This is a genomic window from Flavobacterium saccharophilum (assembly GCF_900142735.1).
Lineage (GTDB): Bacteria > Bacteroidota > Bacteroidia > Flavobacteriales > Flavobacteriaceae > Flavobacterium > Flavobacterium saccharophilum.
In genome coordinates this window covers 147,157-174,093 of the sequence record NZ_FRBY01000003.1, presented here as the reverse complement: position 1 = coordinate 174,093, position 26,937 = coordinate 147,157, and the positions used below count along the sequence as shown (strand labels likewise).

The window sequence follows — 26,937 nt, the reverse complement described above, 5'->3', positions numbered from 1 at the left end:
TGTTAGTCCTCTTTATTATTGTCATCTTCATATTTTTCACATTCTATCAAAATTAGTTCATAATTGGGACTTTACATAAATAAAAAATCAAAATTTCATCCGATGACGCGGCAGGTTAATTTCGTGTTCCTGCGGATAGGGTTTCCGATCCGTACTGCTGATGTCCTGCTTAATCTGGTTCTGAGTGACAAACCGTTTGTCTGAATCCATATATCTCGGATCGGGAACAAATGGCATTTTGGCCATTTTGTTTATCGTTATAGTTGGAAAATGATAATCAATTTCTACAGTTCCCAAAAGCAGGTAACATCCGCCCCCCTGAAAAGGATATTGGACGAGACTGTCAGGAAAATGTGCCGTGTCAAAGTAAGCACCTTCAACATCAATCCAAGTTCCGAAATACATATTTCCTCTTTTTGTGGGCACCTGTTTTGTGGAAATTAAATAGGCAAGCATCCTTACCTGCTTTTTAAAATGCTTCAAAAGATCTTTAACCAGTACGTCACCACGGTGTCTGGTCTGCAATAGATCAAAAACAGTACAGGAAACCGGAAAATTTAGAAGTTCAATCTCATCAAATGCATCTTCAAAAACAGAGCGTTCCAAAACGGGGAGTTTAAATTCCTTGGCAGGTTCCTGAAGCAGCATCAAACCACGATTGGCGGGCTTAAAATTATTTAATAGTAAACTTACGAGTACCAAAAGCTGGTTTTTGGTTTGACCTGTAAAGCGGAAGGCACCGATAAAAATCAGTACTTTAATGTTCTCAATTCCCATTGGGACCCTGTTTATGAAATCTTCCAGAGAGAGATATTCACCGTTTTTGCTGCGCTCAAGGGAGATAAACTGTGCGAGCTTTGAATCAATGTTTAAAAGATGCATAAATCCCAGATAGATATCACTGCCATACAAGGCAGTTTCATACTCACTTTTGTTTACACAAGGGTTATGAACAACTGCGCCGGCCATTCTTGCCTCGTGGATGTAAATTTCTGTCCTGTAAAACCCTCCCTGATTATTTATTACTGCTACCATAAATTCAATAGGGTAGTGCACTTTTAGATAAAGGCTCTGATAACTTTCCACAGCATAAGAGGCGGAGTGTGCCTTGCAGAATGAGTATCCGGCAAAGGACTCAATCTGGCGGTAAATTTCCTGACTAAGCGCCTCGGGATGTCCTTTTGCGGCGCAGGAAATAAAGAAATCATCTTTCACTTTTTGCAGTGCTGCCTTGGATCTTCCCTTTCCGGACATTGCCCTGCGCAGGATATCACCATCCGCGGCTGATAGCCCGCCGTAGTGCAGTGCAATTTTTATAACATCCTCCTGATAAACCATAATGCCGTATGTTTCCCCAAGCTGCTGCTGGAAAACGGGATGGAAATATTCAAATTTTGATGGGTTATTGTGCCGAAAGATATATTCTTTCATCATACCGGATTGTGCAACTCCAGGTCGTATTATAGAAGATGCTGCCACAAGGGTTTTATAATTATCGCATTTCAAACGTCGCAGAAGGCCACGCATTGCCGGGCTTTCAATATAAAAGCATCCAATTGTCTTTCCCTCTGCCAGAAACATGTTGGCTGACTGCTCGTTTTTGGACAATGAGGTGTCCCGGATATTGATTCGAAGCCCTCTGTTTTTCTCAATTAGTTTAACTGTATCGTCAATATGGCCAATCCCTCTCTGGCTTAGGATGTCAAATTTTTCAAAGCCGATATCTTCTGCCGTATGCATATCAAAAAGCACAATCGGAAAACCCTTTGGCGGCATTTCCAGCGGTGTATAATTGGTGAGTGGCTCTTCGGAAATTAAAATACCGCAGGAGTGCATACTTCTCATGTTGGGATATTTTTCTAGCATCATCCCATATTGCTGTACCAATTTTACAATTTCATTGGTCTGGTGCATTTTCATTGGGTTTTTGGCCAGCAGGTCCAATTCGTCCTTTGGCAGCCCGAATACTTTTCCGACTTCTCGGAAAATAGACCGGTATTTGAATTCTACGTTTGTGCCGCAAAATGCCACATGCTCATAACCGTAGCGGTCAAAGATGTATTTTAGGATGACGTCACGCTCTTTCCATGACCAGTCAATATCGAAATCAGGAGGGCTTTTTCGGTTTTCATTCAAGAAACGCTCGAAATATAAATCGAGTTCCAAAGGGCATATATCTGTTATGCCAAGGCAGTAGGCAATTATGCTGTTGGCACCGCTACCGCGGCCAATATGAAGAAATCCCCTGCTGTTACTGTAGCGGATGATGTCCCAGGTAATAAGGAAATATCCGCTGAAATCAAGATCATTGATAACTTTGAGCTCTTTTTCAACCCTGGCTTTTGCGGCCTTATTTTGAGGGCCGTATCTCCAAATCAGACCCTCATATGCAAGTGTTGTCAATAAATTAATATCACCTTTCTTGTCTTTGGTATAATACTTTTTATTCCTTGGTATCTGGAATTCATAATTAAAATTGCAGTCCTGAATTATTCTTTCTGTGTTCTCAATAATATGGGGATAGTCTTTGTACCATTCAAGTAGCTGATCGGGAGGTATCATAAGGTCGCTTTTTTTACAAAAATCATCCTGAGTCAGTTTTGATAAAAGCTCATTGAGGTCCACAGCTCGAAGTATCCTGTGCAGGTTGTATTCTCTTTTAGTTCGGAAAACTACTGGCTGCAGCACAACCATTTTTTGCTGTCTGTCTTTCCAATTGGATAACACCAATTTTTGCAGCTGGTCAGGACGAATACCGATATATTCATTTTCTTTCAGGACAGAGGGCGCATTTTCCAAAGGATAAATGATAAAAACATGCTTAAAATCAGGGGCAAATTGCCCCAATACAATATTTTGAAAGTTATGCTGTGTTAGAAAATAGTTCATTTCTGCAAGTCCCTGTGCATTTTTGGCAAGTGCTATATAACGAAGCTGGTGCTCCGAGCGGAATTCCATACCTACAAGGGGTTTTATTCCTGCTGCAAGGCAGAGTTTTATAAACTCATAAATTCCAGTAACGGTATTGATATCGGTAAGGGCCATAGCCTTAACACCAAAAGATGATGCCTGCTGCACCAGCTCTTCAACCGGAATAGTGCCATAACGGAGGGAGTGAAAGGAATGGCAGTTAAGGTACATGGAATTAAGATTTACGTTTTAAAATTTCATTTTTATTGTTGGGCTTAAAAGACGCTCCGGCACATCGCATTACGGCATCAAATCCATAGCGGTTTTTCATTCTGTCCATGGCCTGATAGAGTGCCAGCATTTCTTCGGTATCCTGAAAAATATCAATCTGATACGTTCCCCGTACCAGTCCGCTAAAGCGCACCCCAATAAGGCGCAGTCTCATTCTTCTCTGATATAATTTGTTGAACAAATCCGTTACGGTCCCCGTCAGTATATGATCGGCCGATGTGTAGGCGACCCTGGACTGTTTGGTTTCGGTATCAAAGTTGGCGTATCGGATCTTGACTGTGACAGTGGAAGTCAGCCACTCTTCAGAGCGCAGCTGGTAAGCCAGTTTCTCCACCATTCCCTGCAGCAGCCTGTTTAATTTCGCAACATCAATTGTATCCTGGGAAAAGGTATGTTCGGTGGAAATTGACTTTCGCTCGGTATAGGGTTCTACGGGATTATTATCAATGCCATTGGCCTTTTTCCACAGTTCTATTCCGTTTTTTCCTATCATCTGCTGTAGTGGTTCCACCGGCATTTCTGAAAGGGTTTTGATGGTCCTGATCCCGATGCGCGAGAGCAGCTGGAAAGTTTTCTCTCCTACCATTGGGATTTTCTGGATGGATAGCGGATTTAGAAAAGACTGGACCAGATGTTCGGGTATCTCAAGGTTCTGCTTCTGCTTTCCTTCACCGGTGCCGATTTTGGAAACGGTCTTATTGACCGAAAGGGCAAAGGTGAGTGGAAGGCCGGTTTGCTCGGTGATCCGATGTGCTAGTTCATTAGTCCATTTATAGCTGCCGTAGAATTTATCAATTCCGGTAATGTCAAGGTAAAATTCATCAATGCTTGCCTTTTCCACTACCGGGGCTTTCTCCTGAATAATTTCCGTGATGTCGTGTGAAAGCCTTGAGTATAATTCCATATCGCCTTTCATAATCTTGGCCTGCGGACAAAGCTTCATCGCCATATGAATGGGCATGGCGGAACGCACGCCAAAACGACGTGCTTCATAAGAACAGGAAGCCACTACGCCTCTTTCGCCTCCTCCTATAATCAATGGAATGCCGTTAAGCTCAGAATTGGTAAGCCTTTCGCACGAAACGAAAAACGTATTCATATCAATATGTACAATTGCCCTGCTCATAATCCTTTTCTTTATACAGGTCAAAATTAGTATAGATTGGAACAATTTGTAAAATAAATTATGTTATAAATGATAACAAAATTAAAAATATCTTATTTTATGCGGGATTTCAAAATAGGAAAAAATGGACTTTTTGCCCTTTATTCAGAATTTACATCATCCTAATTTAATAGTATCCTTTACATATTCCGACGGAAATACTCCTTCATTTATCGAAGTGGATTTTTTACTTTTTAATATTTTTATAACGTTTTCAAGGGGAATTATTTATGAAAAATTCTTAAATTTAAAGCTTCAATGTTCCAAAAATATAATCCGATCGTGTAAAGTTTTATAAAGTCTGATGTTTTTTTAATAACATGCCCAGTTTAGATTCCATTTTCTTGAACTGCAATATAAAATAAGAAGCTATGGTACAACAGCAAAACTCGCAAAGAACGATTTTTATGGCAGACGATGATGAGGATGACAGAATGTTGTTTCTTGATGCCATTCTGGAATTAAATCTGTCGGTTGTTGTTGAGTCGGCAGTCGACGGACTCCAACTTCTCGATATGCTGTCACAGGCAGTACAGCAACTTCCGGAAATTATTTTCCTTGATATCAATATGCCTGGTAAAAATGGCTTTGAGTGCCTTGAGGAAATCCGAAGTGCAAAGGGAGATCTGCAAGGAGTCAAGGTTGTTATGCTCTCTACAAGCAGTAATCCCGAAAATATTGAATTATGTTATGAACTTGGTGCCGACCTGTATGCTGTTAAACCCAGCACCTTTGCGGATTTAAAAAAATTATTGCTAAAGGTATTTCAATTGGATTGGTATGCAGTTAAGAAAGGCAATAAAAGAATTCTGATGGCCTGATATTTAGGTATAATTTAAAAGAAAATCCGATTTAAATTAAGTGTGCTAATTGACCTTAATTTCATACTTTTTTAAAGGTCACATCAGGTACAGTTACACTTGATTTATTCCGGCTGATTCTCACTTTTATTCTCCTGAGGGCTTCGTCTGACAAGTAAGTAAAAATCTTTTAAATGCCACCATGCAGGGCACATATCAAGACTTCCTTTGTAATTGTTTATAGTGGAGTAGCAGCTTTTGAGAAAAACCTGCGAATCTGTGATTTTCGCCCAGGGTTTCCAATCCACTTCCTTAGGCGGGGGCGTGGCTTCAAAGTAGCGTTTTATTTCTTCTGGAGTCATGGGACAAAATTAGACAAAAATTAGAGGCCTGTCAAGGGATGCGGGGGACTTGTTTATTCAATATTACACTTCATTTCTGTACAATTTCTCCAATTGTACTGGCAGTCATAGAATTATCCTGCTGATTTTTTTTTATTTTTTAGGAGCATTTCCCTCTATGCGCTGCAATCTTTTTTGCCGAACTCCGGCACAAAAGGATTTTCACTTCTCCTATGTTTGCGAAAGTTATTGGTTTGATGTTTTAAGTTGATAAATTTGACTTTTAAGTGAAAGAAAATGAGAGCAGGTTCGCTTCAAAATAGTCTTCGAGACATATTCGCCGATAGAAACAGCCTCATTTTCTTTTATCTTTTAGAGTCTGAACAGAATGTAAGGAATCGGACAAGATTCGATATCCAGAATATCCAGCCAGGAGAAAAGACGAAGGAAGATTTATCACTTTATTTATCAGATTTAGGTTTATGAAAGAATTAAAACATGTATTAGGAGTTGATGTTGCCCAAAAAGAATTAGTCGTTACGCTAGGCAAAATGTATGAAGACTTTTCAATCAGTTTATATGCCTATAAGGTTTTTAGGAATTCCGAATCAGGAATCCTGTCCCTTATAAATTGGGTTCAAAAGCTATTGAAAGATGAAGCCTCTAAAGTTCATTATGTAATGGAAGCCACTGGTGTTTACCATCAAAAGTTTGCCTATTATTTAAATGATAATGGATTAAAAGTAAGTGTTGTTTTACCTAATAAAATAAGTAACTATATACGGACTTTAGAATTGAAAACTATAACTGACAAGACTTGTTCAGAGGCAATAGCAAGATTTGGTTTAGAGAGGAAATTAGAGTATTGGATAAAGCCAAAAGATGCTTACAGGGAATTGCAGCAATTGACCAGAGAACGCGATCAGATTGTAAATGAAAGAGTTGTTGTAAAAAATCAACTGCATGCAGAGCAATCCGAAGCCATTCCAAACTTAAAAAGTATAAGAAGGCTACAATTAAGAATCAATTTTTTGAATGGTCAGGAAAAGGAAATCAAGTTAGATATTGCTGAAATTGTAAAAGCCAATGCCGAACTAGTAGCTGAGATAGAGAGAATGACTTCCATTCCGGGAATTGGAGCCCTAACGGCTGTTATTATTTTAGCAGAAACCAATGGCTTTGAATTGATACGAAATAAAAAACAACTCGTTAGTTATGTAGGTTTAGATGTGAAAGAAAAACAATCAGGAACATCAATAAAGGGAAAGCCCAGAATATCAAAAAGAGGAAACAGAAGTATTAGAAAGGCAATGTATTTTCCAGCAATGTCAGCTGTTAAATGGGATGATCATTATAGAGAATCATATGCCAGATTGGTATCTAAACAAGGAATAAAAATGAAGGCTTTGGTATCGATTCAAAGAAAACTACTTGAAATGACCTATATACTATATAAAAATAAAACCACTTATGAGAAGCAATACAAAAATAGCGTGCAAACACAAATGGCTTAACACGCTATGGAGTCTAGTTTTAAACTGACTTGATAGCAAAATTAAAAAAAATAGATTAAATTTTGAAATCAACACAGAATCTATCGGGGCTAAAAAATTGAATCCATTGTTTATGTTTAGTCTTTTAGTTTTTAAAGCATTTCCAAATACAACACTAACTTTCCATTTAATCATTTTCTCAAAGCAGTTGTAGCTGGTAGCACCATTTATTCCTTCTCTTCTTCAAGGAGTTCTGTTATTTTTTTGTTTATTACTTGTCGAACACCATTGTCTAATGAGAATTTCTCCATCCTCAAATTACCATAAATATCAATTGTAAAATGATATTTCATTTTTGCTTCTCCAGCGGGTTTCATTGGAAGTCCGTTTATTTTCATATCAGCAAACTTTGTGTTTTTACTTGCTATCGGATTTTCGCCAAAGTGAATTGTAGATGCAGAACTAGTTTGGTTATCCGCAACTGTTTTAACAAATTCGGTTTTATTAACTGGTAGATATGTGTCTTTCGGTACAATTATTAAATACTTATTGTGTTGAAGACTTGAACCAATCGAGTGCTTCAGCTTGTATCGTTTTGTCAAATTAAGATCAAAAGCAGTCTTTTGAACTTCGATATTTTCAGGAGCAATTTGGAAAGCACTTTCTATAATCTCTTTGTTTCCGGTAGCTTTGGCTTGAAATACAATGTCATTTGCTAAATAATCCCTTGCACGTAATAAATTGAATTCATCAACTTCAAATTTTGTCAAAGGTCTAATCTTATCTTCTTTTTCAGTTAGTGATTTAAGCCTGTCAAATTCAGTAATAAAAGCGTTGATTGTTTCCTGTTCATCTTTTATAAGCATTATATTTTCTCTATTTCTGTCTTCTGCATAGTAAGTCCAATTATACGAGCCGTTAATAAGGATTTTATTATCTATTACACAAAATTTATTATGCATCGGATTAAAAGTATTTGAAAAATAAAAATCGCCTCCTTTGTCGATAAAGTCTTGAAAATTTAAACCTGTTTCTCTATTGTTAATATAGTCGTTGTGAATAATTAACTCAACTTTTAGTCCGTCAGCAAGTTTAGTCATTAACTTTTGAAATAAGGTCTGATTTGTAAACCAATAAACAGCAACAACTATTTTCTCAGTCGCTTTGTCAAGTTCTTCTATAATGTTATGTCTTATATTCTCAAAATGTGCTTTTACCATTGTCTGTTATAATTGTTGCTACTGTTTTGGTGCTTGGTGGTAGTCTTTATTAGTCATTAGATCAATAAAATGCTGTTTTTGTCTTCCGATATTTTTACCTGTAGAATAAAAATTTCCACTACCAATCAGCCAAAATATTTTATCAATGGCGTAAGGTGTGACATTATTTGCTTTTGCAATTCTGTCTATTACTTTCAGTGTAGCATAATCTTGCTTAATTACAGACTTTTCATTTTTATCAATTGCGTTTAATGCCTGAAAAATGTCTTTTAAGTGAACATCTGGTTTACCATATTCATCAAATCCCAGTTCTTTCAAAAAGTCACAAGCTAAAGGAAAACCAATTCCTGTTATTTCCATGCTAATCATTAACGGGAGTGCCGGTTTTGCTCTAACATCGTTTGCAAAAAAGTTAGCCCATTCATAAAAATTGTCTGCTGTATCGAATGATTTTAAAAAATGTGCGGAGTCAATAATTGATTTACAAAATTGAGGCCATAAACTTTTTGTCGTTGTTCGAAATTGTCCTGTTGGATTTAACTTCAGCTTGATGTCTGTTAGCAAAGTTTGAGTGTCGCCTTTTTTATAAATGTTTGCTACTTGATGCGGGTCAAAATCGTATAGAATTCTTTTGAGATTGCCTATTCCTCCAATTGAATTTCCAATAACCCTTGTGCTCATTTGTCTATTTTGCGCAGATTCACAAAGGCATCTGTAAATTATTTTAAGGTCTTTTGGCTTTTCATGTTCAGATAAAAGATGCTTGTCCAAATCTTCTTTGGTTACGTCTTTAAATGATAGTAAAAATGCAACTGCTGAATTATAAAGGTCTATGTCTGTCATCGTGGATTTGTGCCATTAGTAAGATTTTTAAGCGAATATAAGAATAAATACCAACTCTTCTTAGATGTGAAGTAATAGTGGTGAGTAAGTAATTTTAGCCACGTCGTTTACAATACTTCGCTGGTTCAGTGGTGATTGTTTTGAATTCATTCCGAAGCTTACTGCTTTAACTTCACGACTAATCTTTATCCACAGTATCCCAATTACTTCCCTTTTATTTTTTATCAAAGAACCTGTATGCTGTTGTCCGATTCAGGAGCAAAGGTAACTCCGTGTTCTTCACGCACCAGCAAGGCCGTGCCTTACAGGTTTGATAAATAATCTCCACCCATTCGGGTTGTATTTTTTATCAAAGCCTTGCTTTTGCTAAACACTCACCTTTTTATGCTCATGAAACGAAACATAGCATACTCCGGCTCTTTAGACGAATAAAAAAAAATGTCAGAAATGACCTTTGAAATATTGAAAAAGCAATGATGAAACAAAACAGCGCCACCTCTCATTGCCGAATAAAATTTCAAAAAAAATAAAATAAAAATTAATCTTTTAAAAACTAGAAATCATGAACATCACAGGACGAGTGACAAAAGATGCAGAGGTACGCACATTGTCAAACAGCAGACAGGTAGTAAATTTTTCAGTAGCAATAAACTACAGCTACCGCAGTAAAGAAGGCAACAAGGTAGAGCAGACAACCTTTTTTGAATGCGCTTATTGGATAAGCCCCAAAGTAGCCAGTATCCTTACTAAGGGCACTGTGGTTGAGCTTACAGGAAGGGTAAGCGCAAGGGCGTGGACAGGAAGTGACGGAGAACCGCGAGCAGGACTAAACTTCAATACCTCCAATATTAAACTGCACGGGGGCGGTAAGAAATCCGAAGGCACGCAGGCAGTCCAAGCGGAAGACAAAAACAAAAAAGTCACAGTTAAAGAGCCTGCGGACGACCTGCCTTTTTAAAGTTCAGTATATAAAAACAATTTATAAATTTTAAAATCAATTATCATGGCACATAATATCAATTACAACAGTACAACAGGAAATTATTCTTTTTTCAGCGTAAAGGAAAAAGCTTGGCACGGGCTTGGGCAGATTGTGGAACAGTACCCGACAAGCTCCGAAGCCATCAAACACGCAGGACTTGATTATGAGGTGGCTAAAAGCCCGCTTTACACCAAGGCTTCGGGAATCCAAACTGCTGACGGTATCGTCACAGCACAAACCGAACTAACAGTGCCTGACTGCTTTGCCACTATGCGCACTGACAGCAATGCCGTACTTGGGGTTGTAGGGAAAGATTATCATATCGTGCAGAACCGAGAGGCGTTCAGCTTCTTTGATGCCATCGTAGGCGGGGGCGATGGTATTCTGTACGAAACAGCAGGGGCGCTCGGGCAGGGAGAACGCATCTTTATTACAGCCAAACTGCCCGATTACATCCGTGTAGGCAACGGGGACGATGTGACAGAAAAATACATTTTCCTGACCACCTCCCACGACGGGAGCGGAAGCATCACAGCGGCTTTTACACCCATCCGCATCGTATGCCAAAACACCCTTAACGCTTCGCTTCGCTCTATGAGCAATGTGGTGCGCATCCGCCACACCTCGGGCGCAAAACAGCGTCTGGACGATGCCCATAAAGTAATGGGACTGGCTGACACTTTTACCACGCAGTTAGAAGGGATTTTCAACCAGTGGGCAAAAATCAGCGTAACAGATGCTGAGGTAAAAAAGCTTATACAGTTGGCACTATGCCCGAATAAAGAAACCCTGAATTTAATCAAAAAAGGGGCAGAGGATGAAATTTCAACAGTGTTTAAAAATACCGTCGACGATGCTTTTGCCTATGCAATGGCAAGCGAATCACAGCAGATGGAAACCACAAAAGGCACGCTTTTCGGGGCTTACAATGCGGTGACGGGCTACTATCAGAATGTTAGAAAATATAAAGACAGCGAAGCAAAACTGCAGTCTATTGTTATGGGCGGTACGGCACAGCTAAAGTCCCAAAAGGCATTTGAACTATGCACCTCCTTTGTAACTGGCGGTGCAGAAATCCTAAACCTTAACTAGATAATTACAGGCTGTCGCCTTCAAGGGCGACAGCCTTATAAATGGGCGAAACCAAAGCACTATATAAACAATTAAATCTTAAAACGATGAACACCAATTTTTTTAATCAGATAGCACAGTTGCCCATTACAGGAGATTTGCACCTGACCATAGCAAAAGGGGCGGAAAACAATCTTATCGTATCGGTTATGCTTCAAAACGAGGCGTGCGGTGACAAAGCAAAGCATATCATACCGCCCCTTAATCTTAGAGGGACAGCCGAGGAACTCGACAGCGGTTTCTTTCAGACTATTACAACGCCCTTGCAGACCGTTTCGGGTCTGATGGTGGATATGGAAGCATTTATGAAACAGTTGGAAGAAGCCAAAAAGCACTCAGCAGTTGAGAAAGAGAAAACAGACAAGAACAAGAAGGAACTCGACGGCAAAGACAAAAAGTTTGCCGATGCAATGGCAAAGGCTGAACAGTTGGAAAAGGAAGGGAAATTCCGTGAGGCTTGGATGAAAGTGCCCGAAGTAGCAGAATTTCCACTTAAGGCTGAGCAGATTCTAAAACGCAGGAGAGAACTCTCAGACCAGTTTTCCACGCCGAGCCTTTTCGGGGCAATGGAAGAACAAAAGCCCGAACCGCCCAAAGAAGCGCTTTTTCCCGAATATGCCACTAATGAGGCGGAAGAAGAAGAAATGCCCATAGAGGAGGACGAAGAAAACGAATACTAACCCTTAAATTAGAAGGAAATGTTATTAGCGACACAGTTACAGCGGGTTTTTATACTCAAAGACAAGGGACAGGAAATTAGATTGACCGACCCTGAACCACGATGGAGCACAGAAGCGGTGCTGAATTTTTATGCCCCGACATACCCCATTTTGACCACCGCCAAAATCTCAGCCCCTGCCATCAGGGATGATGCAGTAGAATATCGATTTGAAACCGTCATGGGGACTAAAGGCTAACCAAAATTTTAAAGCGATGAATTATGCACAAGCACATTATATCGGGGACAGTCAGAATGCCCGAACAAAAAAGACAGAAGCAACTGCACGAACAGCTAAACGGCTTCGCCCAATGGATGCAGAGAACCAAAGATGCAGACGAGGTGCAGAAAGACAAGCGCAGGTCAGTGCCTGCGGGGATGCTTCCAATGGTTTTCTAACAAGTTTATTTCTGCCTAAACTGCATCGTACCAAAACGGTACAGGCTTGTCAGGAAACTGAAAAAATGCAGAAGGATTTTTATACCTCCCTTTGCAGTCTTGCCGAGCATTACGGAATTGTGCCGATGCCGTCCCGTGATTTTGAATATCCTTACAATATGGCACTCGCTGTTTGGGATTTGGAAGAAAAACTCAAACAGAAGTTTTTAAACTGCCACGAACTGCGGGTGGTACAGGACTGTAAGAGAACCTATCTCGTCAGCGAGGAAAAATACAGCACGGGAACGACTCTTTATTATATCCCGATTGAACCGCTTTATCAGATGGCGCATGACCGCAAGCGCAGAAAAAATGCCCAGTTACTGATTTCGGTCTGCTCTTATCTGTACCATATTGCAGGGATTCCATACTACAGGGAGCAGGGCAGTTACCTCTACTGGCTCTATGAAATGCACAGGGAATGGACGGAGCAGGACGAGGACAGGGAGGAAAATGAAAGGTATGTGCGTGAGTTTGACAGAGCGGAATTGATTGGGGACATTTTGGAACAAAAGATTTTCAACCGCATGAGCCTGCAAATATTTGAAAAACGGCTTAACTCTTTTAAAAGCCTTGATGCATTTGACATTGCCTGTGCTGAGGTGGCAGGAAAAGCCTTTGAACTTTACCGACAGTACCCCAGTGAAAGCATTTTTAGAAATGCACCGACACACGGCGGAGAGGAAGAAGACACGGAAACCGAAAGCATCGGCATGGAAAAGTATATTTCCTTTATATCCCACACCAAAGGGTGGCTTTATGAAAGTATTGAAGAGAGCATCAACAATGAGTTCAATGAATACGCCCAAATGGACGAGCCGACCATTTTAAAATGTTTTGACGGCACTGATACAGCAGACAGCAGTCTTGATTTTGAAAGCAGGCTGTTTGCCCTTTTGGACGACCTATGCGAATTACTGTACAACTATACACAGCACGAAAATGAATAATTTAATTGATATAACAGAAAGTTTCGGGACATTGTACCACCCGAAATCCGCCCTTGTTTTCTACGAATCCAAAGGAACAGACAAGGAAATGTATGTAGAGCATTTTGACATGGACAAAAACGGCACGCCTATCAATGCCCACCCGCTTACAGAGCGGGAAGCGGAAGCGCTTGCAAAAGCACTGCACAGTGAAAAGCAGAAGGAGAACGCCTTTTTAAAATCAGGCGGGATTCTCCCGACAAATATACTTCATATCAACCCGAGCAGGGATAAAGGTGCAGTACTATGGTATACGAAATCCCAAAAAAGACCCCTTTACTTTATTGAGGGTTTAGGGATTCCGAGTGGTCAGGCTTTTGTACCTCCCATGATTTGGCAGGCAACCAAAAACAGCCTCAGGGTTTTTGCCCTTATGGGCAACAGCAGACCCACAGAGAAAACACCGCTTTACTACGCACCATTTTTCAACATCTACGAGGATGGCAGGGTCTGTATGGGTTCTGTCCATATCAATATTAAAAATTCTGCATGCGTAGAAGAATTTACCAAAGCTTGGGAAGACTATTTTTTCAACAGTTATTTCAGTCACCTGATGGGAGAGAACAGCCCAGTAAAAGGAAACTGCGTGAGTCTTTGGAAAGACCTAGTCGGCACAGGCAGAAGTTTTCCGACAGCACTATTAAAAGCCAATAATAAAACACTTAAAAATCTATTGTCATGAAAACCGAGAAAACAAAAATACATTTTACAGACCCATACCTGATAAGCCCGACCAATCCTATTGCAATAAACCTGATAGGCGCAGGCGGTACGGGCTCAAAGGTACTGACTGCCCTGATGGAAATGAACCACAGCCTCACGGCGCTTGGGCACGCAGGTCTGTCCGTTCGCCTTTGGGATGATGACAGGGTTACCAGTGCCAACCTTGGCAGACAGCGTTTTGCCCAGTCCGAGGTCGGTCTTTACAAATCCGTGGCACTTATCAACCGTGCCAACCGTTTTATGGGGACAGCGTGGAAAGCTGAAACCGTCAAATTTGAAAAGGATAACTTTGGGAAACAGCCTAAAAATACGCAAGGGTCTATTTATATATCCTGTACGGACAGCGCACGGTCACGCTTTGAAATTGCGGAGATTTTAAACCTGCTCAGTAACCGCAGACACCACAGGTACATGCCCAAATACTGGATGGACTTTGGCAACAGCAACAGCACGGGGCAGGTACTGTTATCAACTGTCGGGGAGATCCCACAGCCCAATTCCGAAAAGTTTGAAACTGTGGAAAGCCTGCCGTTTGTGACCGAAGAATTTGCCGACCTGTTAAAGGAATCGGAAACAGCAGATGACACCCCGAGCTGTTCGGTTGCCGAGGCACTCGAAAAACAGGATTTATATATTAATTCTGCATTGGCGCAGATGGGATGCTCTCTTTTGTGGAACTTGTTCCGTCAGGGGATGACAGCGAACAGGGGATTTTTTCTGAACCTGAAAGATTTCCGCACAATGCCCATTCCTGTTGCGTAAGCCCGAAATCGGGCGGCAAAAAGACACTCCCTTCCTTTGGTCGGGACAGTCTTTTTGCTTTCATAGGTGGAGCGACTTTGCCAAAATGCAGTGCCCGCTATTTTACCAAACCCGCTGCGTTTTTTTTTAAAGGGATGTTTAGCATCCCTTTTGCTGTTTTTGGCGCGCTTCTTTTCTTTTTGGGAGCGGCAAAAGAAAAGAAGCAAAAGAAAACCGCCTTGTTGCCGGCTTTTATTTTAATTGTTCGATCGGCTCTTTTTTCCATTTCGAAAAGCCTTTGAAAAGATAGGCGATGTTTTCAAACTCAATAAAGGCAATGAGCTCTTCCTTGCACTTTATTTTAAATCCCCTGAAATGCTGAAAATCCTTTAGTGGTATATCGGCAAGTTCCCCGATACTTTTGATCTCTAAGGTTTCCAGTACGCCTTGCAGTCTTCTGCTGAAAGGAAAAGCACTGTTAAGGAGCAGTTTCTGCCGGTCTTTATCCGTTTTTTCTTTTCTGATTTGAGCAGGGGTGGGATTTGGATTTACTTGGCGTTTTAGCTCCTGAAGCTTTTTTTGGTAACTTTCTATTTCCGAGAACATCTCAGCCATCTCTTTTGCTTTACTAAAGGCTCTCTGGTAAAGTTTCTCCACATACTGGGATGTAACCCCGTATTGCTGCGCCGCCTCCCTTAAGGAGATCTTTTCCATCAGCAGTTTCTCCAGTACATCATATTCCTTTTCAGAAAGTAATTTTCGGGACATTTCAAGGTAAAATCTGTTGGTGCGGTCTAAAATATTTTGCATAAAAATACAGCTAAATCCTTAATGCCAAAAATGGTTTTTGACTCTTTCAGTTCCATGCTAAGATACTAACGTTAATCGAGTTATGCAATTGCAATGCCAGCCGGGCACAGTTGTCGCAGGCAACAAAAAAAGCCCGAAGCATTGGCTTCGGGCAGTAACTAGATAAGGATTTTCCACAGGGCTGTATTATATTTACAATGCTAGTCAGTGCTGTTAAACTGGAAGCTCAGCTGTTTTTCATTGCCGAAATTATCCGATATCCAGACTTCAAACGACTGTGAAACAACCGACTGCGACGTATAGAACAGCCTGAACTCTTTGGCTTTGAGCGGGTATAAATCGTTGGGCAGGTAAGGCTGCTCGTCGTAATACTGCAGGGTTCCCAGGCCGTCAAACTGAAAATAACGTATAAAATACTCAGCACCTGAATAGCTTTCAGGACGCTCAATGCTAATCCTGATCTCCACTGTGCTGTGATTGGCGACTTCTTTTGGGACTGGCATGACTTTCAATTCAAAAGGAAAATTATGCTTTATTTCCGGCTCATCGGTATCACAGGACAGGAGCGTAAAAAAGCACATCAGCACTGGCAGTATCGTTTTTTTGAATCTGTTAAGAATTGCTTTCATGATGTTGTGTTTTAAAAATTATACCTTACTCCAAGTCCAGCCGAGGCACGGAACTGCTGCAGGTCAGTGCCCCATAATACTTTGATGCGTCCCTGCAGCAACAACACCAGATGGTCACACAGGTATGTTTCAAAAGACAGCCGTCCGCCGGCTCCGTAAAGGAAGCCATCTTCGCTTATTATTTTTGCCCCGTCCTGAAGGAGGTCTTTTCCGCGGTTGATATTTTCATAACCCAGAACGCCAGTAATTGCCACATTAAGAGCGACGTTCCTGCGGGAATCGCCGACCACGAAGAAACTGTAACCGCCTTCCGCGACATAGGTTTCCATGGGCAGGTGCAGCCCCTTATACTTTGAATACTGGTGGCTGTATTCTAAAGCCCAAAGTTGGTAACTCCCGTTTTTTCCGTTTGCAGTCAAGCCAAGGTTCACGTAATAATTTCGCCAAGGGCTGTCACAGGAGAGGCTGCCGGCACTTATTTCAAATCCCTTTTGTCGGGGAATCATGCGCTGTGCCTGCATCATTGTAATGCCGGTCAATACCAGCATCATTGCATAGATATACTTTTTCATTTGTATGTTTTTAATGGTTGCTAAAATTTCAGGTGCATCTCACTTATGAGCGTTGCTTTTACAAGATCTGAGTTCTCGATCTTCAGGGTCTGGTGCCTTCCACCATTTTTCTCGAAAATTTCAATAAGCAGAAGCTTGTCATCTGCTATTGTAAACTGGTCCAAAAGGAATACATTCTGGTCTGTAGCTTTTCCCTGAACCTCCGCAAGAGGCTTGTAGGTGCGAAGCGGTACAAGCGGTATTTCCTGCGCAGCAGTGCGTCTGGCTGTTTTTTTATCGACGACCTTGAAACTCATATAATCAATGTTAAAAGGGACATTGGTGCTGTTTACCAGCTGCGTATGGAAATAATACCTGCCGTTGTGGATATAGATTCCCCTTAAGCTGAACTGTACACCGAAACTCTCAGACGCGATATGCTTTACAATTCGCTTGTTGTTTTTGTAAATGGTTTTCAGGATCAGACCTGCAAGCGACGGCGCTGTTTTTCCGAGCTCTTCAAAAAGAATACCGTTTCCGTCGGCTCTGTCCAATGCCTTTTGCATTGTCTGCAGTTCATAGCTCAGGCTGCTGGGAAATGAGCTGTACTGCACGTTGAAGCTGTAAAAAAGGCCGTCATCGGTAATTACCGAGAAGTTGGTTTCCTCTTCAAAACCCTTGACCGACGCCTTGACACGAAGCACGTTTTCGGCATCTTCTGCCTTTGAGGCTGTCAGGTACTCACTTCCAAGATCCACATAGCGGATAGCGGACGGGAAAATAAGATGGGAAGTTTTGTCATAGGTAACCTGCATATTGTATGGCGGTATCGTTCCCAAATCGAGGTTCGCTGTTTGATTGCCCTGTGCAGAGGCAGATAGTGAAAAGGCTACTAAAAGGGCTGCTGCCCAAAATGTTTTTATAAGATGTTTCATAATTAATTTATTAATGGTTGCTGTTATTTTTTGGACACCAGAAAAACCTGATGCCCCGCTTTTAGGGTAACTTTCGGCGTTCTTACTTTTTTGGAGAAATAGCCCGAGATGCCTTGAACGACCCCTCGGCTCAGGTCGGCGGCCATCTGCTGTCCTGCCGACTGGGTCATCATAAGGCTCGTGCCGGACTGCTGGCTCATATTGCCTGCCATTTCAGTCACTGCACTGCTTTCGGCAGAATAGGGAACAGGAACCCCCTGCTGGCCGTCCAGGTCATAAATTGTAATGTCCACCGGTATAATAGTGCCCTCCAATTCGATGGAAGTGATTTTCAACTGCAGCCGGCCTGACTGTATTTTCGCATTTGCCGTTACTATTGTGCCCGCCGTAACAATAAGGCCTGAAATCTTTGCGGGTTCCAATAAACGAAGCGGTACGCCTGCCTCGCCGATAATGGTCTGGGTATGCTGTACGCAGGCCTTCACGCTGTTTTTTGACGGGTCTGCCTGCTCCGATGCTCCTGCGGCATGAAATCCCTGATTTCCGTCTTTACCGCGGTTGGCCAGAAATGTGCTATCTGAAATCTTTCGGTACAGTGAAGAAACCCTGCTTTTTTTAGCAGGAACGAGTGCCGAGAAAATCTCCTTTTGCGAGTCACTCGTTGCCGCAGCAGTGTTTTTTACTGAAGTCGCGGTTGGACTGGATGATGACGGCAGATATTTTGCCGCCATCTGATAGGATTTTTCCATAAGTGCCAGCTGGTCGTCAACTGTGGCAGCGACCGGAACATCCTTTTGCGCGAGCTCCTCTTTCAGTTCTGCGAGCTGCCTGCGCAGCTCTTTTGTCTCTCCGTTTTCCTGCTGATAGAAAGAGCCCAGCGTGCTCTGGGCAGTGCGATAGCTGTTCAGCGCCGGATTTTTGGGTTCTTCTGCTTCATCGGGAAGTGCTTCTCTCTGCGCTGAACTGTCCTCATTCCAATAATCGGACAACGTGGTTAAAGCGTCCTTTTTTTGCTGTTCCTTCTGCTCAAGCATTTCCTGCTCATAGGCTTTCTGCTTGTCGGACTGCAGTACCGATTCGCTTGCCTGCGGCACGCTGTCGTTCAGCCCTGGGTTTTCAATCTTTTTCCTGTCCGTCGACGGCTTAAAGATCAAATACATGCAGCCCATGCAGACAATTCCCATCAGGGTGAATATCAGCGGTTTTTTAAGTCGCTCCATAACGTTCTTTTTGTCAGGCAAAAATGACGCGCTGTTGTGGCCGGTCACTTCTGTGAGAAGGCTGCTCTTTTTTTTAGTTTCTTTCATGATCTTATTTTTTTATAATTGGCTTCTGAAAGTCCTGCTGCTGCGCAGTACTTTCTATCCCTTCCTGGGCAGGGTTATCGATATGTTCTACTGCCAATCTGTTTTTAGCCTCTGCCGTATCATGGCAGACGTTGAAAATGACAACTGCAGTCAGCAGCACATACGCTGTAAAAAAGTACAGTATTACCTGATGCTGCCTTTTGATCGGCATTGCTTCCCAATTTTTGTCCAGTCTGTCAAGCCATTGGTCAATATTTGCTCTTAATTTTTTCATACTTTTATGATTATGGGTGTTCACATTCTAAACCCTCTTTTTTGGGGAGCAATCTCTTCTATATGTTTATCCGACACTTGGGCAATTGCCTCCAGTACTGTCGGCAGTGAATCTGCTGTAAGGCCTGTTAGTTTAGACTGCTTCAATAACTGCCCGTAGCGGTCTGTACTTCTTATATACATTTCCGTCTGCTCCATGTCGAATTTTCCGTTCTCATATCTAACCCACATATTGCACTCCACCCTTGGCTTTTCTTCGCCATTCCATTCGAGGTAGGTTGATAAATGAAGAAAATTTGCTATTAAGGGCGCATCATTGCCGTTTTTCACAAGCTCCAAAAATTCACCAATGCTGTCCCTTAGTTTGCCTGCACAGCAGCTCTCTGTATGGAAATAACCGTCATATCCCTTATCATTCAGGGTTTTTACAAATTCATCTAAATCAAGTAAAAGTTTCATGCCTTTTAATTTTTAGCGTTCAATGACTTCCAGGTCCTTATTTTCCACCACGGAAAACTTTTCAATATTAAAGCCCTGCGGGTTATTGTCCGAACGCACCGAGTTGACCAGAAGGCAGGATGTCACCAGACTGCGACTCGTTACATTGCTGGAGCGTATGATGATCTGCCGTGCATAGCTTCTTACCGCATACGGGTAGGTCTCGAAATTGCAGACCACGCTGTCCATCTCGATACGCTGCTGCACATTGCCAGATATGATCCGGTTGTAGTAGCCTTTTTCCAAAAGGTCCTTGTAATAATCAAAGGCGCTTTTATCGGCGAGGTTAAATGCCCTTTTGATATTGCTTTCAATAGCATTTTTGTCCGGTGCCAGGGTAAAGAACAGCTCGTGAAAACGCCTTACATGCTCGCGCGCTTCCACAGGTCGGTTGATCGAGGCGTCCTGCGCCAGTGCGAGCATGAGCGATTTTCCGTTGTCCAGCACGTAAATCTTCTGGCGCTGCAGCTCGGCAAAACCATACGATTTCCACAGTGCATATCCGGTCACCGCTGCACACAGCAGGGCAAATACGATAGCGTAGAGCCTGATCTGCCGGAAACTGTTTTCTATATTTCTGAGTGTTTTGAATTCCATTTTATTGAATGTTTATGGGTTACTTATTGATAAGCCTTCCGGCAATGTTGCCAGCGGCCGAGCCTGCTCCTGCGCCTGCTATATTTCCGGATTTCATGGCAGTCTGGTGGATGTTGCGTGAAAAGTTTCCTGCGCCGCCTGCCTGGATTATCCAGCCAGTCACCGTGGGTATGGTAAAATAGCCCACAATGCCGATGATCATAAAAATAATATACACTGTGTTTGACGTGTCGGGAATGAACGCGGGATCGGCAAGCATTTCGATGTCCCTTTCAATGATAAGGGACTGGATCTTTGCAAGCATTGAACTGAACAGGTCGGCCACGGGAAGCCAGAGATAAACACTGACATAGCGGGTTATCCATTGGGTTAGCGTTGACTGGAAGCCATCCCAAACTGATATGGCAAACGCAATGGGTCCAAGGATGGACAGCACGATCAGAAAGAAAGTCCGTATGGTATCGATAACCAGCGCCGCGGCCTGAAATAGTATTTCGAGCAGGTTGCGAAACCATTCTTTTATTATTTTCTCTATCTGATAGGTCTGCCTGTCCATGTACATTCCAGCCATAGTCCCGATGTCCGAAGGCGTCCACCCGAGCTCATCTAGTTTTTTGTCGAACTCCGCGTCCGATACCATATAGGCAGTTTCGGGACTACGGATCATCGCTTCGTGTTCCAGCAGGTCTTTTTTTGCCTGCAGACCGTTCAGGTCCAGTACCTGGTCTTCCAAAATGCCGTGTGTTCCCTGAACTATGGGGCTTAAAACGGCATTGATTGTGCCAAGTACGATGGTCGGGAAAAACATGATGCAGAGACCCAGTGCAAACGGTCTCAGTAGCGGGTACACATCGATGGGCTCTGCGCGGCTGAGGGCCTGCCACACTTTCAAGGCCACAAAAAACAGCGCTCCCAGTCCTGCGACTCCTTTGGCAACTGCCGCCATGTCTGCGGACAATGGGAGCATTTCATCATACAGAGAGCGCAGCACCTCATGAAGATTAGTGAATTCCATGCTACCAGTATTTTTGGTTTGGTGTGCCGTAAAGTTCAAGCACCCTTTTAGTGCTGTTCTGCTTTTTTGCGCGCAGTATACTGACTGAAATATTCTTATTGGTGTAATAGCGCACCAGACTGTGGTATTCTTTCACCTCTTTGTATACTCGGTCGACGATGTCCATGCGTTCCTTATCGCTCAGCGACAGGCTCGATGAGGTGACAATCTGCTTTAGCTCCTTTAGAAGTTCCGTGCTCTCTCCCAGAAGCGCCGAATATCCTTTGGCAATAGCGGTAAGCTCCCTTGGGGAAAAATTGGGATCATTTAGCATCCTGCCGAAATTCTGTACATACATTTCAGATACATCGCCTACAAGAAGCACCGTCTGCTGTACCTTTCGGGCGTCTTTTACTAGATTGTTGATTGCCTGCAGTTTGTCGTAATATTCTTTGCCCTGCTTGTAGACCTTTTCAACTTCCTTGAAATTTTTAACCACATTGCTTACCGTTGAGGAAGTCTGTATGATTTCGTTTGCACTGTTTAATATTCCCGAGGCCAGGTTGGCAGGGTCGGTAACCACAAACTGCGCATTTGCTGATGGCGCGGCGGCAAGCATAACTGCCGCAGACACCATGAATAGTAATTTTTTCATTGTTATCGTTTTAAATAGTTATTGATTATTGATTTTCCTGCTCGCGGCGCCTTATGGCAATCTGCTTGATGGCGAGCTCTACATTTCCGCCAAGTTCATCGGCAAGCTGCATCACTTCCATTTTTTCAGTTTCTTCGGTGGTGTAGGCCAGATACTCTTCAGCGCTCACTTCTGTGGCGTATACGGCGGAGTGCGTTCCTCCAAGTCCGATCCATACTTCCTTGTAAAGACGCGAGGGATCATTGTTCATATTAATGGAAAGCACCTGCGCTTTTTCTTTGTCGGTCAGTCCCAGCATAGCCTGGATGTCATCAAACTTGTTCATGTATTTGCGCTGATCGAGAAGGATCTTGCAGTCCGAATTGTTGATGATGCTTTCCTTGACAATAGGAGACTGGATGATGTCATCCACTTCCTGGGTAACCACTATGGCCTCGCCAAAGAATTTGCGGACAGTCTTAAATAAATACTTAATATATTCGGCCATTCCTTCCTTGGCAATGGCTTTCCATGCCTCTTCAATCAGGATGAGTTTGCGGATACCTTTAAGCCTTCGCATTTTATTGATGAACACTTCCATAATGATGATCGTCACAATTGGAAAAAGGATTTTATGCTCCTTGATCGCATCAATCTCAAAAACAATAAAGCGCTTGGACAGCAGGTCCAGTTGTTTGTCGGAATTAAGCAGGTAATCGTATTCTCCTCCTTTGTAATAGGGCTCCAGTACATTAAGAAAATTGGCAATGTCAAAATCTTTTTCCCTTACGTGTTTTGCTTCCAGTACCAGGCGGAAATCATCCTTAACGTAGCGGTAAAAGCCGTTAAAGGAAGGGAACGCATCAAGTTGTTTGATCCTTTCAATATAGCCGCTGACGGCATTTGAGAGTGCGACTTCCTCAGAACGGGTAGGAGGCTCGTCATCACGTTTCCATAAAGTCAATACCAGTGTTTTTATGCTTTCCCTTTTTTCGATGTCAAATACGCCGTCATCGGTATAAAAAGGATTAAAGGCGATGGGATTGTCTTCTGTATAGGTAAAATACACTCCGTCTTCGCCTTTGGTTTTCCCTTTGATAAGTTCGCACAAGCCCTGATAGGAGTTGCCGGTATCAACGAGCAGGACATGGGCGCCCTGCTCATAATACTGCCTTACCATATGATTGGTAAAAAAAGACTTGCCGCTTCCCGATGGGCCCAGTATGAACTTGTTTCGGTTGGTAATGATGCCGCGTTTCATCGGCAGGTCCGAGATATCAAGGTGGATAGGTTTTCCCGTCAGCCTGTCTGCCATTTTGATTCCGAACGGCGATGGCGAATCATGATAATTGGTTTCCTCAGTGAAAAAACACAACGCCGGTTCAATAAAGGTGTAAAAGCTTTCCTCGCTTGGAAAATCTCCTGCATTGCCGGGCATTCCCGCCCAGTACAGCGACGCCGTATCAGTAGTATTATGTCTTGGCTTGCAATCCATAAGGGCCATTGCGCTTCCGCAATCATTTTTCAGCTGTTTAAGTTCGGAAGGGTCGTCGGACCACGCCATGATGTTGAAGTGTGCCCTTATTGATGACAGCCCAAAAGAATGCGCTTCATTCAGATAGCGTTCGATCCACTCTTTGTTGATCTGGTTGGCGCGGCTGTAGCGCGCCAGCGAATGCATGTTTCGGGCCGACTTTTCAAACTTGAGCAGGTTTTCTTCGCTGTTGTCCAAAAACAGGTACTGGTTGTAGATGTGGTTGCAGTTAAGCAGCAGTCCCACTGGCGCGGCAAAGGAAAGACGGCAGTCGCTGCGGTCGGTAGACAGCTTTTCATATCGCGTATCGGACGATACCGATGATGGCAGGTCGTCGGTGTCGCTAAGGGTATGCAGGGAAAGCCTTTTGTTTCCGACCCGCACCTCTTCACTGCCCAGCGCAATATCCTGCAGCTGTGTACCTGTTTCCCTTGACAGGGTCAGGTATTGTTCCAGCAGTCCCTGTCTACCATCAGCCCCAATAATGTCATCTTCACTCAGGCGGCTGATTTTGACAAATCCGCAGTCGTTTATAATGCGCTCAAACTGCGCCACGGCTTCCATAAAATGTTGCACTGTTTCCTTATCCCTAATTTCTTTTGGTATCACGGCGCCTTTGCACAGCGAGGAGAAATTGCTCTGCATCCGCATGCGTTCTTTGGTGGTCTTGGTCAGAAAAAGGTAACAGTAATGGTTGAGGAACGGACGCTCATTAAAGTGGCGGTCGTATGACCTGGCCAGAAAACTCTGGTCAACTTTATCCATTTCAGGATCATAATTCTCCCTGATGTACCAATCCTGTTTGTGGACAACGGTAAAATCAGGCAGCGTCTTAATGGCCTTATGCCATGCAGAGTGTATTGACTCATACTCGGCTGAAGCAACTGTGAAGAGTTCCGGGAGCCGGACTTCAAAGCATGCCGTAATATCGGCGTCCTTGGAAAGGATGCAGTTGTTCTCGACTGCCAGCAGCGGAAATCTGCTTTCCAGTGTTGTTGTTTTAGCTGTGTTTCTCATACCGCTCTGGATTTAGTAATTGATCTTAAGAAGCGGCGCACAGGCTTGCGGCAGATGATGTATCGGGGATGCTTTTTCTTTGCGGCGATTTTCATAAGTCCGTGTTCTCCGTACTTTCTGTTCAGTGAGAACGTCTGCCATACAATCAGTGAGGCGCCGCCCAAGCCAAGAAAAAGGCAGATGTAGGAACTTGTCCCGGCCATATACAAGATCATGACCAGGATAAGTGTTCCCAGCAGTCCGCCTGCGAAAATGAACAGGTACTGCGCCTTGAGTCCCCTGAACTCTACGGTTCTCCCGATGCCTTTGTTGATACTGTAAGTAGTCATACGGCGGGGTTAAAGAAAGAAGGAGCGCAGGATGGTGGCCGCGACAATAAGAAAGATACAGGCACCGAACCAGCTTGCCGCGGTTTTTGAGGTATCGGGATCTCCGCTGCTGAATTTGTTGTACACCTTGACCCCGCCAATTAAACCCACTACGGCGCCTATTGCATAGATGAGCTGTGTGGCTGGATCGAAATAGGAGGTTACCATCTGCGTGGCTTCTGTGATGCCTGCTGTACCGTTGCCCTGCGCAGATAACTTTAATGACGACAGAATTACAATTGCTGCCGCGACGATTTTTTTTCTCTGTTTTTTCATAACTAAACACTTTAGATTGTTACAGTAGTCCCGCACTATGCGGGCTCTGGAGACAAAAGTGTCATGAAAACCGAATGCCTGCAGTAAAGTGGCAGCAGGTGGAACCAGTTGGCAGTCAGAAGGACAGCAAGTAATTTTCAGACATAAAAAAAACGCCAAAACCGCGGCGTTTTGACGTTTAAATTGTTTATTTATAAGACGTGTTTATGCTAAAATTTTCGCCCGTTTTTTGCCTTTAATGGCAGGTCTGCCAATTCAATTGCAGACGTATTTTTTTCGTGCTGCCGCTTTTGTTCAAGATTCAGCCTGATGCTGCTGGGAATGCTCGTTTCTTCCCAAGAGAGAGTTTGGGCTTTAAAATGCATCTGAAATTCTTTTTCTTTGATGCAGTAAAAAGGCGCAAAGCCATATTTTATATTCCAGCCGACCCTGTCAAGTTCCTGAAGATGGGGAAACTTTACCACTATGATTTCTGTGGGTAGCTGCGTAATAGACAAATGATCTATTTCCTGAAATTCACGTGTTTTCGGATTATAGGGAATGATGTAGGCGTGCGCAATCCGGTCGTAATAATTAGTTATCTGGTCAAGACTGATGCCTTTGGATGCAAAGTCATCTTTTGGACGAAGCTTATTTGCTGGTATATCTACAAAAAATGAATGTCCGGCAATTTTTAAAATTGGCAGCAGTTTCTGGTTCCATCTTAAATCAAGACAACTTCCTGCCGGTATGGTCAGGTCAAAGTCTGACTTTCCTTCAATATTTTTAACAGTCGTATGATACCTTTCAGCCATACGGGAAGGATCGAGCACGGTTAGATTAGGTATTGTGATCTTCTTGACCGCTTCAATTTCTTTGAACCTGCTGGCAGAATCAAGACGTGCAAAATTCTTAGCACTAGCGTCATAATGAAATTGATAGCAATGGCCTAAATAAAACATGTTTTTAATAGCCATTATATTTTGCGGATTAGCTTTCTCCGCCAGTTCCTCCTTTGCCACGTCAATGATAAATTCAGTTCCTTCAATGTTTATTGTTGGCAGTATTTTTTCCATAAGACATACTTTTTTAAAATGATAAAGGGGATTTTCATCCTTAGACAAAATCCCCGATATCAAAATCATTCAAATCAATTTTCCGCAGATAGGAAGGACCGGAATCATTTTCAGAAGAAAGGCTCCCGTCCAGCAGCTCTGCTATCTTCCGGGAGGCACTCTCTATGGAATTTTCCAGCAGGCTGAATAAATCGGTTCCCTGTATTTTTTGAACTAATGCAATAGCTGTTTCCTTTTGGGAAGGCTCCAGTTTTTCTTTTTCCAGCAGCATCCCTACAGCGCTTAGCTCTTCAAAGGTAACCCCTTGGGCAAAACCGTCATTCCCTTCCGGTATTCCATAACCGTTCCATTCTTCTTCTTCCTCTTCCAGATCAGGCTGATTTCTGAAAACATCGTCCAGCTCTTCCCGCGGAATCTCTGCATCGACATCTTCCTGGCCGATTTCAATATCAAAATTATTCGTTTCCTGTTGCTGCTTTTTAATTCGGCTTTCAGGGGCGTTTATTGGCATCGAAAGGCCTCGTGCCGTTCTCGGCTGTCCCATGATATCGGGAAGATCACTATTAGCCCTCTCCTGTTTTGGCTTTCCCTTTTTACTTATTTGAATAACAATCTTATCTTGCAGTAGCAGGATTATTACAAGCATAAGGCAGATTATGATGAGTATTTCCATG

General features: G+C 42.7%; 29 protein-coding genes. 9 read left to right on the top strand and 20 right to left on the bottom strand.

What is annotated here, in order from left to right:
- Positions 1 to 87: 87 nt before the first annotated feature.
- A complete protein-coding gene (locus BUA98_RS10750; protein ID WP_072972313.1) occupies positions 88 to 3,141 on the bottom strand; it encodes a DNA polymerase III subunit alpha in 3,054 nt (1,017 codons plus the stop codon).
- A 4-nt stretch (positions 3,142 to 3,145) separates the two neighbouring features.
- Positions 3,146 to 4,327, bottom strand: coding sequence for a DNA polymerase IV (gene dinB, locus BUA98_RS10745; protein WP_099049343.1), 1,182 nt, complete (start codon positions 4,325 to 4,327; stop codon positions 3,146 to 3,148).
- 410 nt (positions 4,328 to 4,737) lie between these two features.
- On the opposite strand from dinB, the gene BUA98_RS10740 reads away from it, so the two are divergent.
- Entirely contained in the window at positions 4,738 to 5,187 is a 450-nt protein-coding gene (locus BUA98_RS10740) for a response regulator (protein WP_072972307.1), read from the top strand.
- A 104-nt stretch (positions 5,188 to 5,291) separates the two neighbouring features.
- Here BUA98_RS10740 and BUA98_RS10735 read toward each other — a convergent pair whose 3' ends face one another.
- Positions 5,292 to 5,528: a DUF6965 family protein gene (locus BUA98_RS10735; RefSeq protein WP_072972304.1), complete on the bottom strand. Its 237-nt coding sequence runs from the start codon at positions 5,526 to 5,528 to the stop codon at positions 5,292 to 5,294.
- A gap of 461 nt (positions 5,529 to 5,989) precedes the next feature.
- On the opposite strand from BUA98_RS10735, the gene BUA98_RS10725 reads away from it, so the two are divergent.
- Positions 5,990 to 7,021 carry an IS110 family RNA-guided transposase gene (locus BUA98_RS10725; RefSeq protein ID WP_072972298.1) on the top strand — a complete coding sequence of 344 codons (1,032 nt, stop codon included), beginning with the start codon at positions 5,990 to 5,992 and terminating at the stop codon, positions 7,019 to 7,021.
- Between the two features lie 206 nt (positions 7,022 to 7,227).
- On the opposite strand, the gene BUA98_RS10720 is transcribed toward BUA98_RS10725, so the two are convergent.
- Entirely contained in the window at positions 7,228 to 8,220 is a 993-nt protein-coding gene (locus tag BUA98_RS10720) for a phospholipase D-like domain-containing protein (RefSeq protein ID WP_072972295.1), read from the bottom strand.
- 18 nt (positions 8,221 to 8,238) lie between these two features.
- Positions 8,239 to 9,063 (bottom strand): hypothetical protein, encoded by an 825-nt coding sequence (locus BUA98_RS10715; protein ID WP_072972293.1) that lies wholly within the window; start codon positions 9,061 to 9,063, stop codon positions 8,239 to 8,241.
- Between the two features lie 562 nt (positions 9,064 to 9,625).
- On the opposite strand from BUA98_RS10715, the gene BUA98_RS10710 reads away from it, so the two are divergent.
- From BUA98_RS10710 to BUA98_RS10680, 7 genes are read left to right on the top strand one after another with little or no spacing between them, the layout of a single operon-like run.
- Entirely contained in the window at positions 9,626 to 10,021 is a 396-nt protein-coding gene (locus BUA98_RS10710; RefSeq protein ID WP_072972291.1) for a single-stranded DNA-binding protein, read from the top strand.
- Between the two features lie 45 nt (positions 10,022 to 10,066).
- Complete coding sequence (locus tag BUA98_RS10705) at positions 10,067 to 11,137, top strand: DUF932 domain-containing protein (protein ID WP_072972289.1); 1,071 nt, start codon at positions 10,067 to 10,069, stop codon at positions 11,135 to 11,137.
- A gap of 41 nt (positions 11,138 to 11,178) precedes the next feature.
- On the top strand, positions 11,179 to 11,856 hold the full coding sequence (locus BUA98_RS10700) for a PRTRC system protein E (protein ID WP_449757694.1): 678 nt from the start codon (positions 11,179 to 11,181) through the stop codon (positions 11,854 to 11,856).
- Positions 11,857 to 11,874: 18 nt separating this feature from the next.
- Positions 11,875 to 12,093, top strand: coding sequence for a PRTRC system protein C (locus BUA98_RS10695; RefSeq protein ID WP_072972286.1), 219 nt, complete (start codon positions 11,875 to 11,877; stop codon positions 12,091 to 12,093).
- Positions 12,094 to 12,109: 16 nt separating this feature from the next.
- Positions 12,110 to 13,282: a hypothetical protein gene (locus BUA98_RS10690; RefSeq protein ID WP_072972283.1), complete on the top strand. Its 1,173-nt coding sequence runs from the start codon at positions 12,110 to 12,112 to the stop codon at positions 13,280 to 13,282.
- Positions 13,275 to 14,003, top strand: a complete 729-nt coding sequence (locus tag BUA98_RS10685; RefSeq protein WP_072972281.1) for a PRTRC system protein B — start codon at positions 13,275 to 13,277, stop codon at positions 14,001 to 14,003. Before BUA98_RS10690 ends, BUA98_RS10685 begins: the two co-directional genes overlap by 8 nt.
- Positions 14,000 to 14,806, top strand: coding sequence for a PRTRC system ThiF family protein (locus BUA98_RS10680; protein WP_072972279.1), 807 nt, complete (start codon positions 14,000 to 14,002; stop codon positions 14,804 to 14,806). Before BUA98_RS10685 ends, BUA98_RS10680 begins: the two co-directional genes overlap by 4 nt.
- A 231-nt stretch (positions 14,807 to 15,037) precedes the next feature.
- On the opposite strand, the gene BUA98_RS10675 is transcribed toward BUA98_RS10680, so the two are convergent.
- From BUA98_RS10675 to BUA98_RS10605, 15 genes are all read right to left on the bottom strand, one after another.
- Entirely contained in the window at positions 15,038 to 15,595 is a 558-nt protein-coding gene (locus BUA98_RS10675; protein ID WP_072972276.1) for a hypothetical protein, read from the bottom strand.
- A 200-nt stretch (positions 15,596 to 15,795) separates the two neighbouring features.
- Entirely contained in the window at positions 15,796 to 16,224 is a 429-nt protein-coding gene (locus tag BUA98_RS10670; protein ID WP_072972274.1) for a DUF3872 domain-containing protein, read from the bottom strand.
- Between the two features lie 11 nt (positions 16,225 to 16,235).
- A complete protein-coding gene (locus tag BUA98_RS10665) occupies positions 16,236 to 16,796 on the bottom strand; it encodes a conjugal transfer protein TraO (RefSeq protein WP_072972271.1) in 561 nt (186 codons plus the stop codon).
- A 20-nt stretch (positions 16,797 to 16,816) separates the two neighbouring features.
- Positions 16,817 to 17,710, bottom strand: a complete 894-nt coding sequence (traN, locus tag BUA98_RS10660; protein ID WP_072972269.1) for a conjugative transposon protein TraN — start codon at positions 17,708 to 17,710, stop codon at positions 16,817 to 16,819.
- Between the two features lie 23 nt (positions 17,711 to 17,733).
- Entirely contained in the window at positions 17,734 to 19,017 is a 1,284-nt protein-coding gene (traM, locus tag BUA98_RS10655) for a conjugative transposon protein TraM (RefSeq protein WP_072972266.1), read from the bottom strand.
- Between the two features lie 4 nt (positions 19,018 to 19,021).
- Positions 19,022 to 19,315 (bottom strand): nitrogen regulatory IIA protein, encoded by a 294-nt coding sequence (locus tag BUA98_RS10650; RefSeq protein ID WP_208857986.1) that lies wholly within the window; start codon positions 19,313 to 19,315, stop codon positions 19,022 to 19,024.
- Positions 19,312 to 19,749, bottom strand: a complete 438-nt coding sequence (locus BUA98_RS10645; RefSeq protein WP_072972261.1) for a hypothetical protein — start codon at positions 19,747 to 19,749, stop codon at positions 19,312 to 19,314. Before BUA98_RS10645 ends, BUA98_RS10650 begins: the two co-directional genes overlap by 4 nt.
- A 12-nt stretch (positions 19,750 to 19,761) precedes the next feature.
- Positions 19,762 to 20,385: a conjugative transposon protein TraK gene (traK, locus tag BUA98_RS10640; protein ID WP_072972258.1), complete on the bottom strand. Its 624-nt coding sequence runs from the start codon at positions 20,383 to 20,385 to the stop codon at positions 19,762 to 19,764.
- A gap of 19 nt (positions 20,386 to 20,404) precedes the next feature.
- Positions 20,405 to 21,400 (bottom strand): conjugative transposon protein TraJ, encoded by a 996-nt coding sequence (traJ, locus tag BUA98_RS10635; protein WP_072972255.1) that lies wholly within the window; start codon positions 21,398 to 21,400, stop codon positions 20,405 to 20,407.
- Position 21,401: 1 nt separating this feature from the next.
- On the bottom strand, positions 21,402 to 22,034 hold the full coding sequence (locus BUA98_RS10630) for a DUF4141 domain-containing protein (RefSeq protein ID WP_072972252.1): 633 nt from the start codon (positions 22,032 to 22,034) through the stop codon (positions 21,402 to 21,404).
- A gap of 25 nt (positions 22,035 to 22,059) precedes the next feature.
- Positions 22,060 to 24,564 (bottom strand): TraG family conjugative transposon ATPase, encoded by a 2,505-nt coding sequence (locus tag BUA98_RS10625; protein ID WP_072972249.1) that lies wholly within the window; start codon positions 24,562 to 24,564, stop codon positions 22,060 to 22,062.
- The gene (locus tag BUA98_RS10620) at positions 24,561 to 24,893 is read right to left on the bottom strand and encodes a DUF4133 domain-containing protein (RefSeq protein ID WP_072972246.1); all 333 of its coding nucleotides are present in this window, start codon (positions 24,891 to 24,893) and stop codon (positions 24,561 to 24,563) included. The genes BUA98_RS10625 and BUA98_RS10620 overlap by 4 nt, the downstream gene beginning before the upstream one ends.
- A 9-nt stretch (positions 24,894 to 24,902) precedes the next feature.
- Positions 24,903 to 25,208, bottom strand: a complete 306-nt coding sequence (locus tag BUA98_RS10615; protein WP_072972243.1) for a DUF4134 domain-containing protein — start codon at positions 25,206 to 25,208, stop codon at positions 24,903 to 24,905.
- Positions 25,209 to 25,417: 209 nt separating this feature from the next.
- Positions 25,418 to 26,263: a hypothetical protein gene (locus BUA98_RS10610; protein ID WP_139257004.1), complete on the bottom strand. Its 846-nt coding sequence runs from the start codon at positions 26,261 to 26,263 to the stop codon at positions 25,418 to 25,420.
- Positions 26,264 to 26,303: 40 nt separating this feature from the next.
- The gene (locus BUA98_RS10605; RefSeq protein ID WP_072972239.1) at positions 26,304 to 26,936 is read right to left on the bottom strand and encodes a conjugal transfer protein TraD; all 633 of its coding nucleotides are present in this window, start codon (positions 26,934 to 26,936) and stop codon (positions 26,304 to 26,306) included.
- Position 26,937: the final 1 nt, after the last annotated feature.

Bases quoted from the DNA above. Each gene is read 5' to 3' on its own strand.
- BUA98_RS10750 (WP_072972313.1), bottom strand. From the start codon at position 3,141: ATGTACCTTAACTGCCATTCCTTTCACTCCCTCCGTTATGGCACTATT.
- dinB (WP_099049343.1), bottom strand. From the start codon at position 4,327: ATGAGCAGGGCAATTGTACATATTGATATGAATACGTTTTTCGTTTCG.
- BUA98_RS10740 (WP_072972307.1), top strand. From the start codon at position 4,738: ATGGTACAACAGCAAAACTCGCAAAGAACGATTTTTATGGCAGACGAT.
- BUA98_RS10735 (WP_072972304.1), bottom strand. From the start codon at position 5,528: ATGACTCCAGAAGAAATAAAACGCTACTTTGAAGCCACGCCCCCGCCT.
- BUA98_RS10725 (WP_072972298.1), top strand. From the start codon at position 5,990: ATGAAAGAATTAAAACATGTATTAGGAGTTGATGTTGCCCAAAAAGAA.
- BUA98_RS10720 (WP_072972295.1), bottom strand. From the start codon at position 8,220: ATGGTAAAAGCACATTTTGAGAATATAAGACATAACATTATAGAAGAA.
- BUA98_RS10715 (WP_072972293.1), bottom strand. From the start codon at position 9,063: ATGACAGACATAGACCTTTATAATTCAGCAGTTGCATTTTTACTATCA.
- BUA98_RS10710 (WP_072972291.1), top strand. From the start codon at position 9,626: ATGAACATCACAGGACGAGTGACAAAAGATGCAGAGGTACGCACATTG.
- BUA98_RS10705 (WP_072972289.1), top strand. From the start codon at position 10,067: ATGGCACATAATATCAATTACAACAGTACAACAGGAAATTATTCTTTT.
- BUA98_RS10700 (WP_449757694.1), top strand. From the start codon at position 11,179: ATGGGCGAAACCAAAGCACTATATAAACAATTAAATCTTAAAACGATG.
- BUA98_RS10695 (WP_072972286.1), top strand. From the start codon at position 11,875: ATGTTATTAGCGACACAGTTACAGCGGGTTTTTATACTCAAAGACAAG.
- BUA98_RS10690 (WP_072972283.1), top strand. From the start codon at position 12,110: ATGAATTATGCACAAGCACATTATATCGGGGACAGTCAGAATGCCCGA.
- BUA98_RS10685 (WP_072972281.1), top strand. From the start codon at position 13,275: ATGAATAATTTAATTGATATAACAGAAAGTTTCGGGACATTGTACCAC.
- BUA98_RS10680 (WP_072972279.1), top strand. From the start codon at position 14,000: ATGAAAACCGAGAAAACAAAAATACATTTTACAGACCCATACCTGATA.
- BUA98_RS10675 (WP_072972276.1), bottom strand. From the start codon at position 15,595: ATGCAAAATATTTTAGACCGCACCAACAGATTTTACCTTGAAATGTCC.
- BUA98_RS10670 (WP_072972274.1), bottom strand. From the start codon at position 16,224: ATGAAAGCAATTCTTAACAGATTCAAAAAAACGATACTGCCAGTGCTG.
- BUA98_RS10665 (WP_072972271.1), bottom strand. From the start codon at position 16,796: ATGAAAAAGTATATCTATGCAATGATGCTGGTATTGACCGGCATTACA.
- traN (WP_072972269.1), bottom strand. From the start codon at position 17,710: ATGAAACATCTTATAAAAACATTTTGGGCAGCAGCCCTTTTAGTAGCC.
- traM (WP_072972266.1), bottom strand. From the start codon at position 19,017: ATGAAAGAAACTAAAAAAAAGAGCAGCCTTCTCACAGAAGTGACCGGC.
- BUA98_RS10645 (WP_072972261.1), bottom strand. From the start codon at position 19,749: ATGAAACTTTTACTTGATTTAGATGAATTTGTAAAAACCCTGAATGAT.
- traK (WP_072972258.1), bottom strand. From the start codon at position 20,385: ATGGAATTCAAAACACTCAGAAATATAGAAAACAGTTTCCGGCAGATC.
- traJ (WP_072972255.1), bottom strand. From the start codon at position 21,400: ATGGAATTCACTAATCTTCATGAGGTGCTGCGCTCTCTGTATGATGAA.
- BUA98_RS10630 (WP_072972252.1), bottom strand. From the start codon at position 22,034: ATGAAAAAATTACTATTCATGGTGTCTGCGGCAGTTATGCTTGCCGCC.
- BUA98_RS10625 (WP_072972249.1), bottom strand. From the start codon at position 24,564: ATGAGAAACACAGCTAAAACAACAACACTGGAAAGCAGATTTCCGCTG.
- BUA98_RS10620 (WP_072972246.1), bottom strand. From the start codon at position 24,893: ATGACTACTTACAGTATCAACAAAGGCATCGGGAGAACCGTAGAGTTC.
- BUA98_RS10615 (WP_072972243.1), bottom strand. From the start codon at position 25,208: ATGAAAAAACAGAGAAAAAAAATCGTCGCGGCAGCAATTGTAATTCTG.
- BUA98_RS10610 (WP_139257004.1), bottom strand. From the start codon at position 26,263: ATGGAAAAAATACTGCCAACAATAAACATTGAAGGAACTGAATTTATC.
- BUA98_RS10605 (WP_072972239.1), bottom strand. From the start codon at position 26,936: ATGGAAATACTCATCATAATCTGCCTTATGCTTGTAATAATCCTGCTA.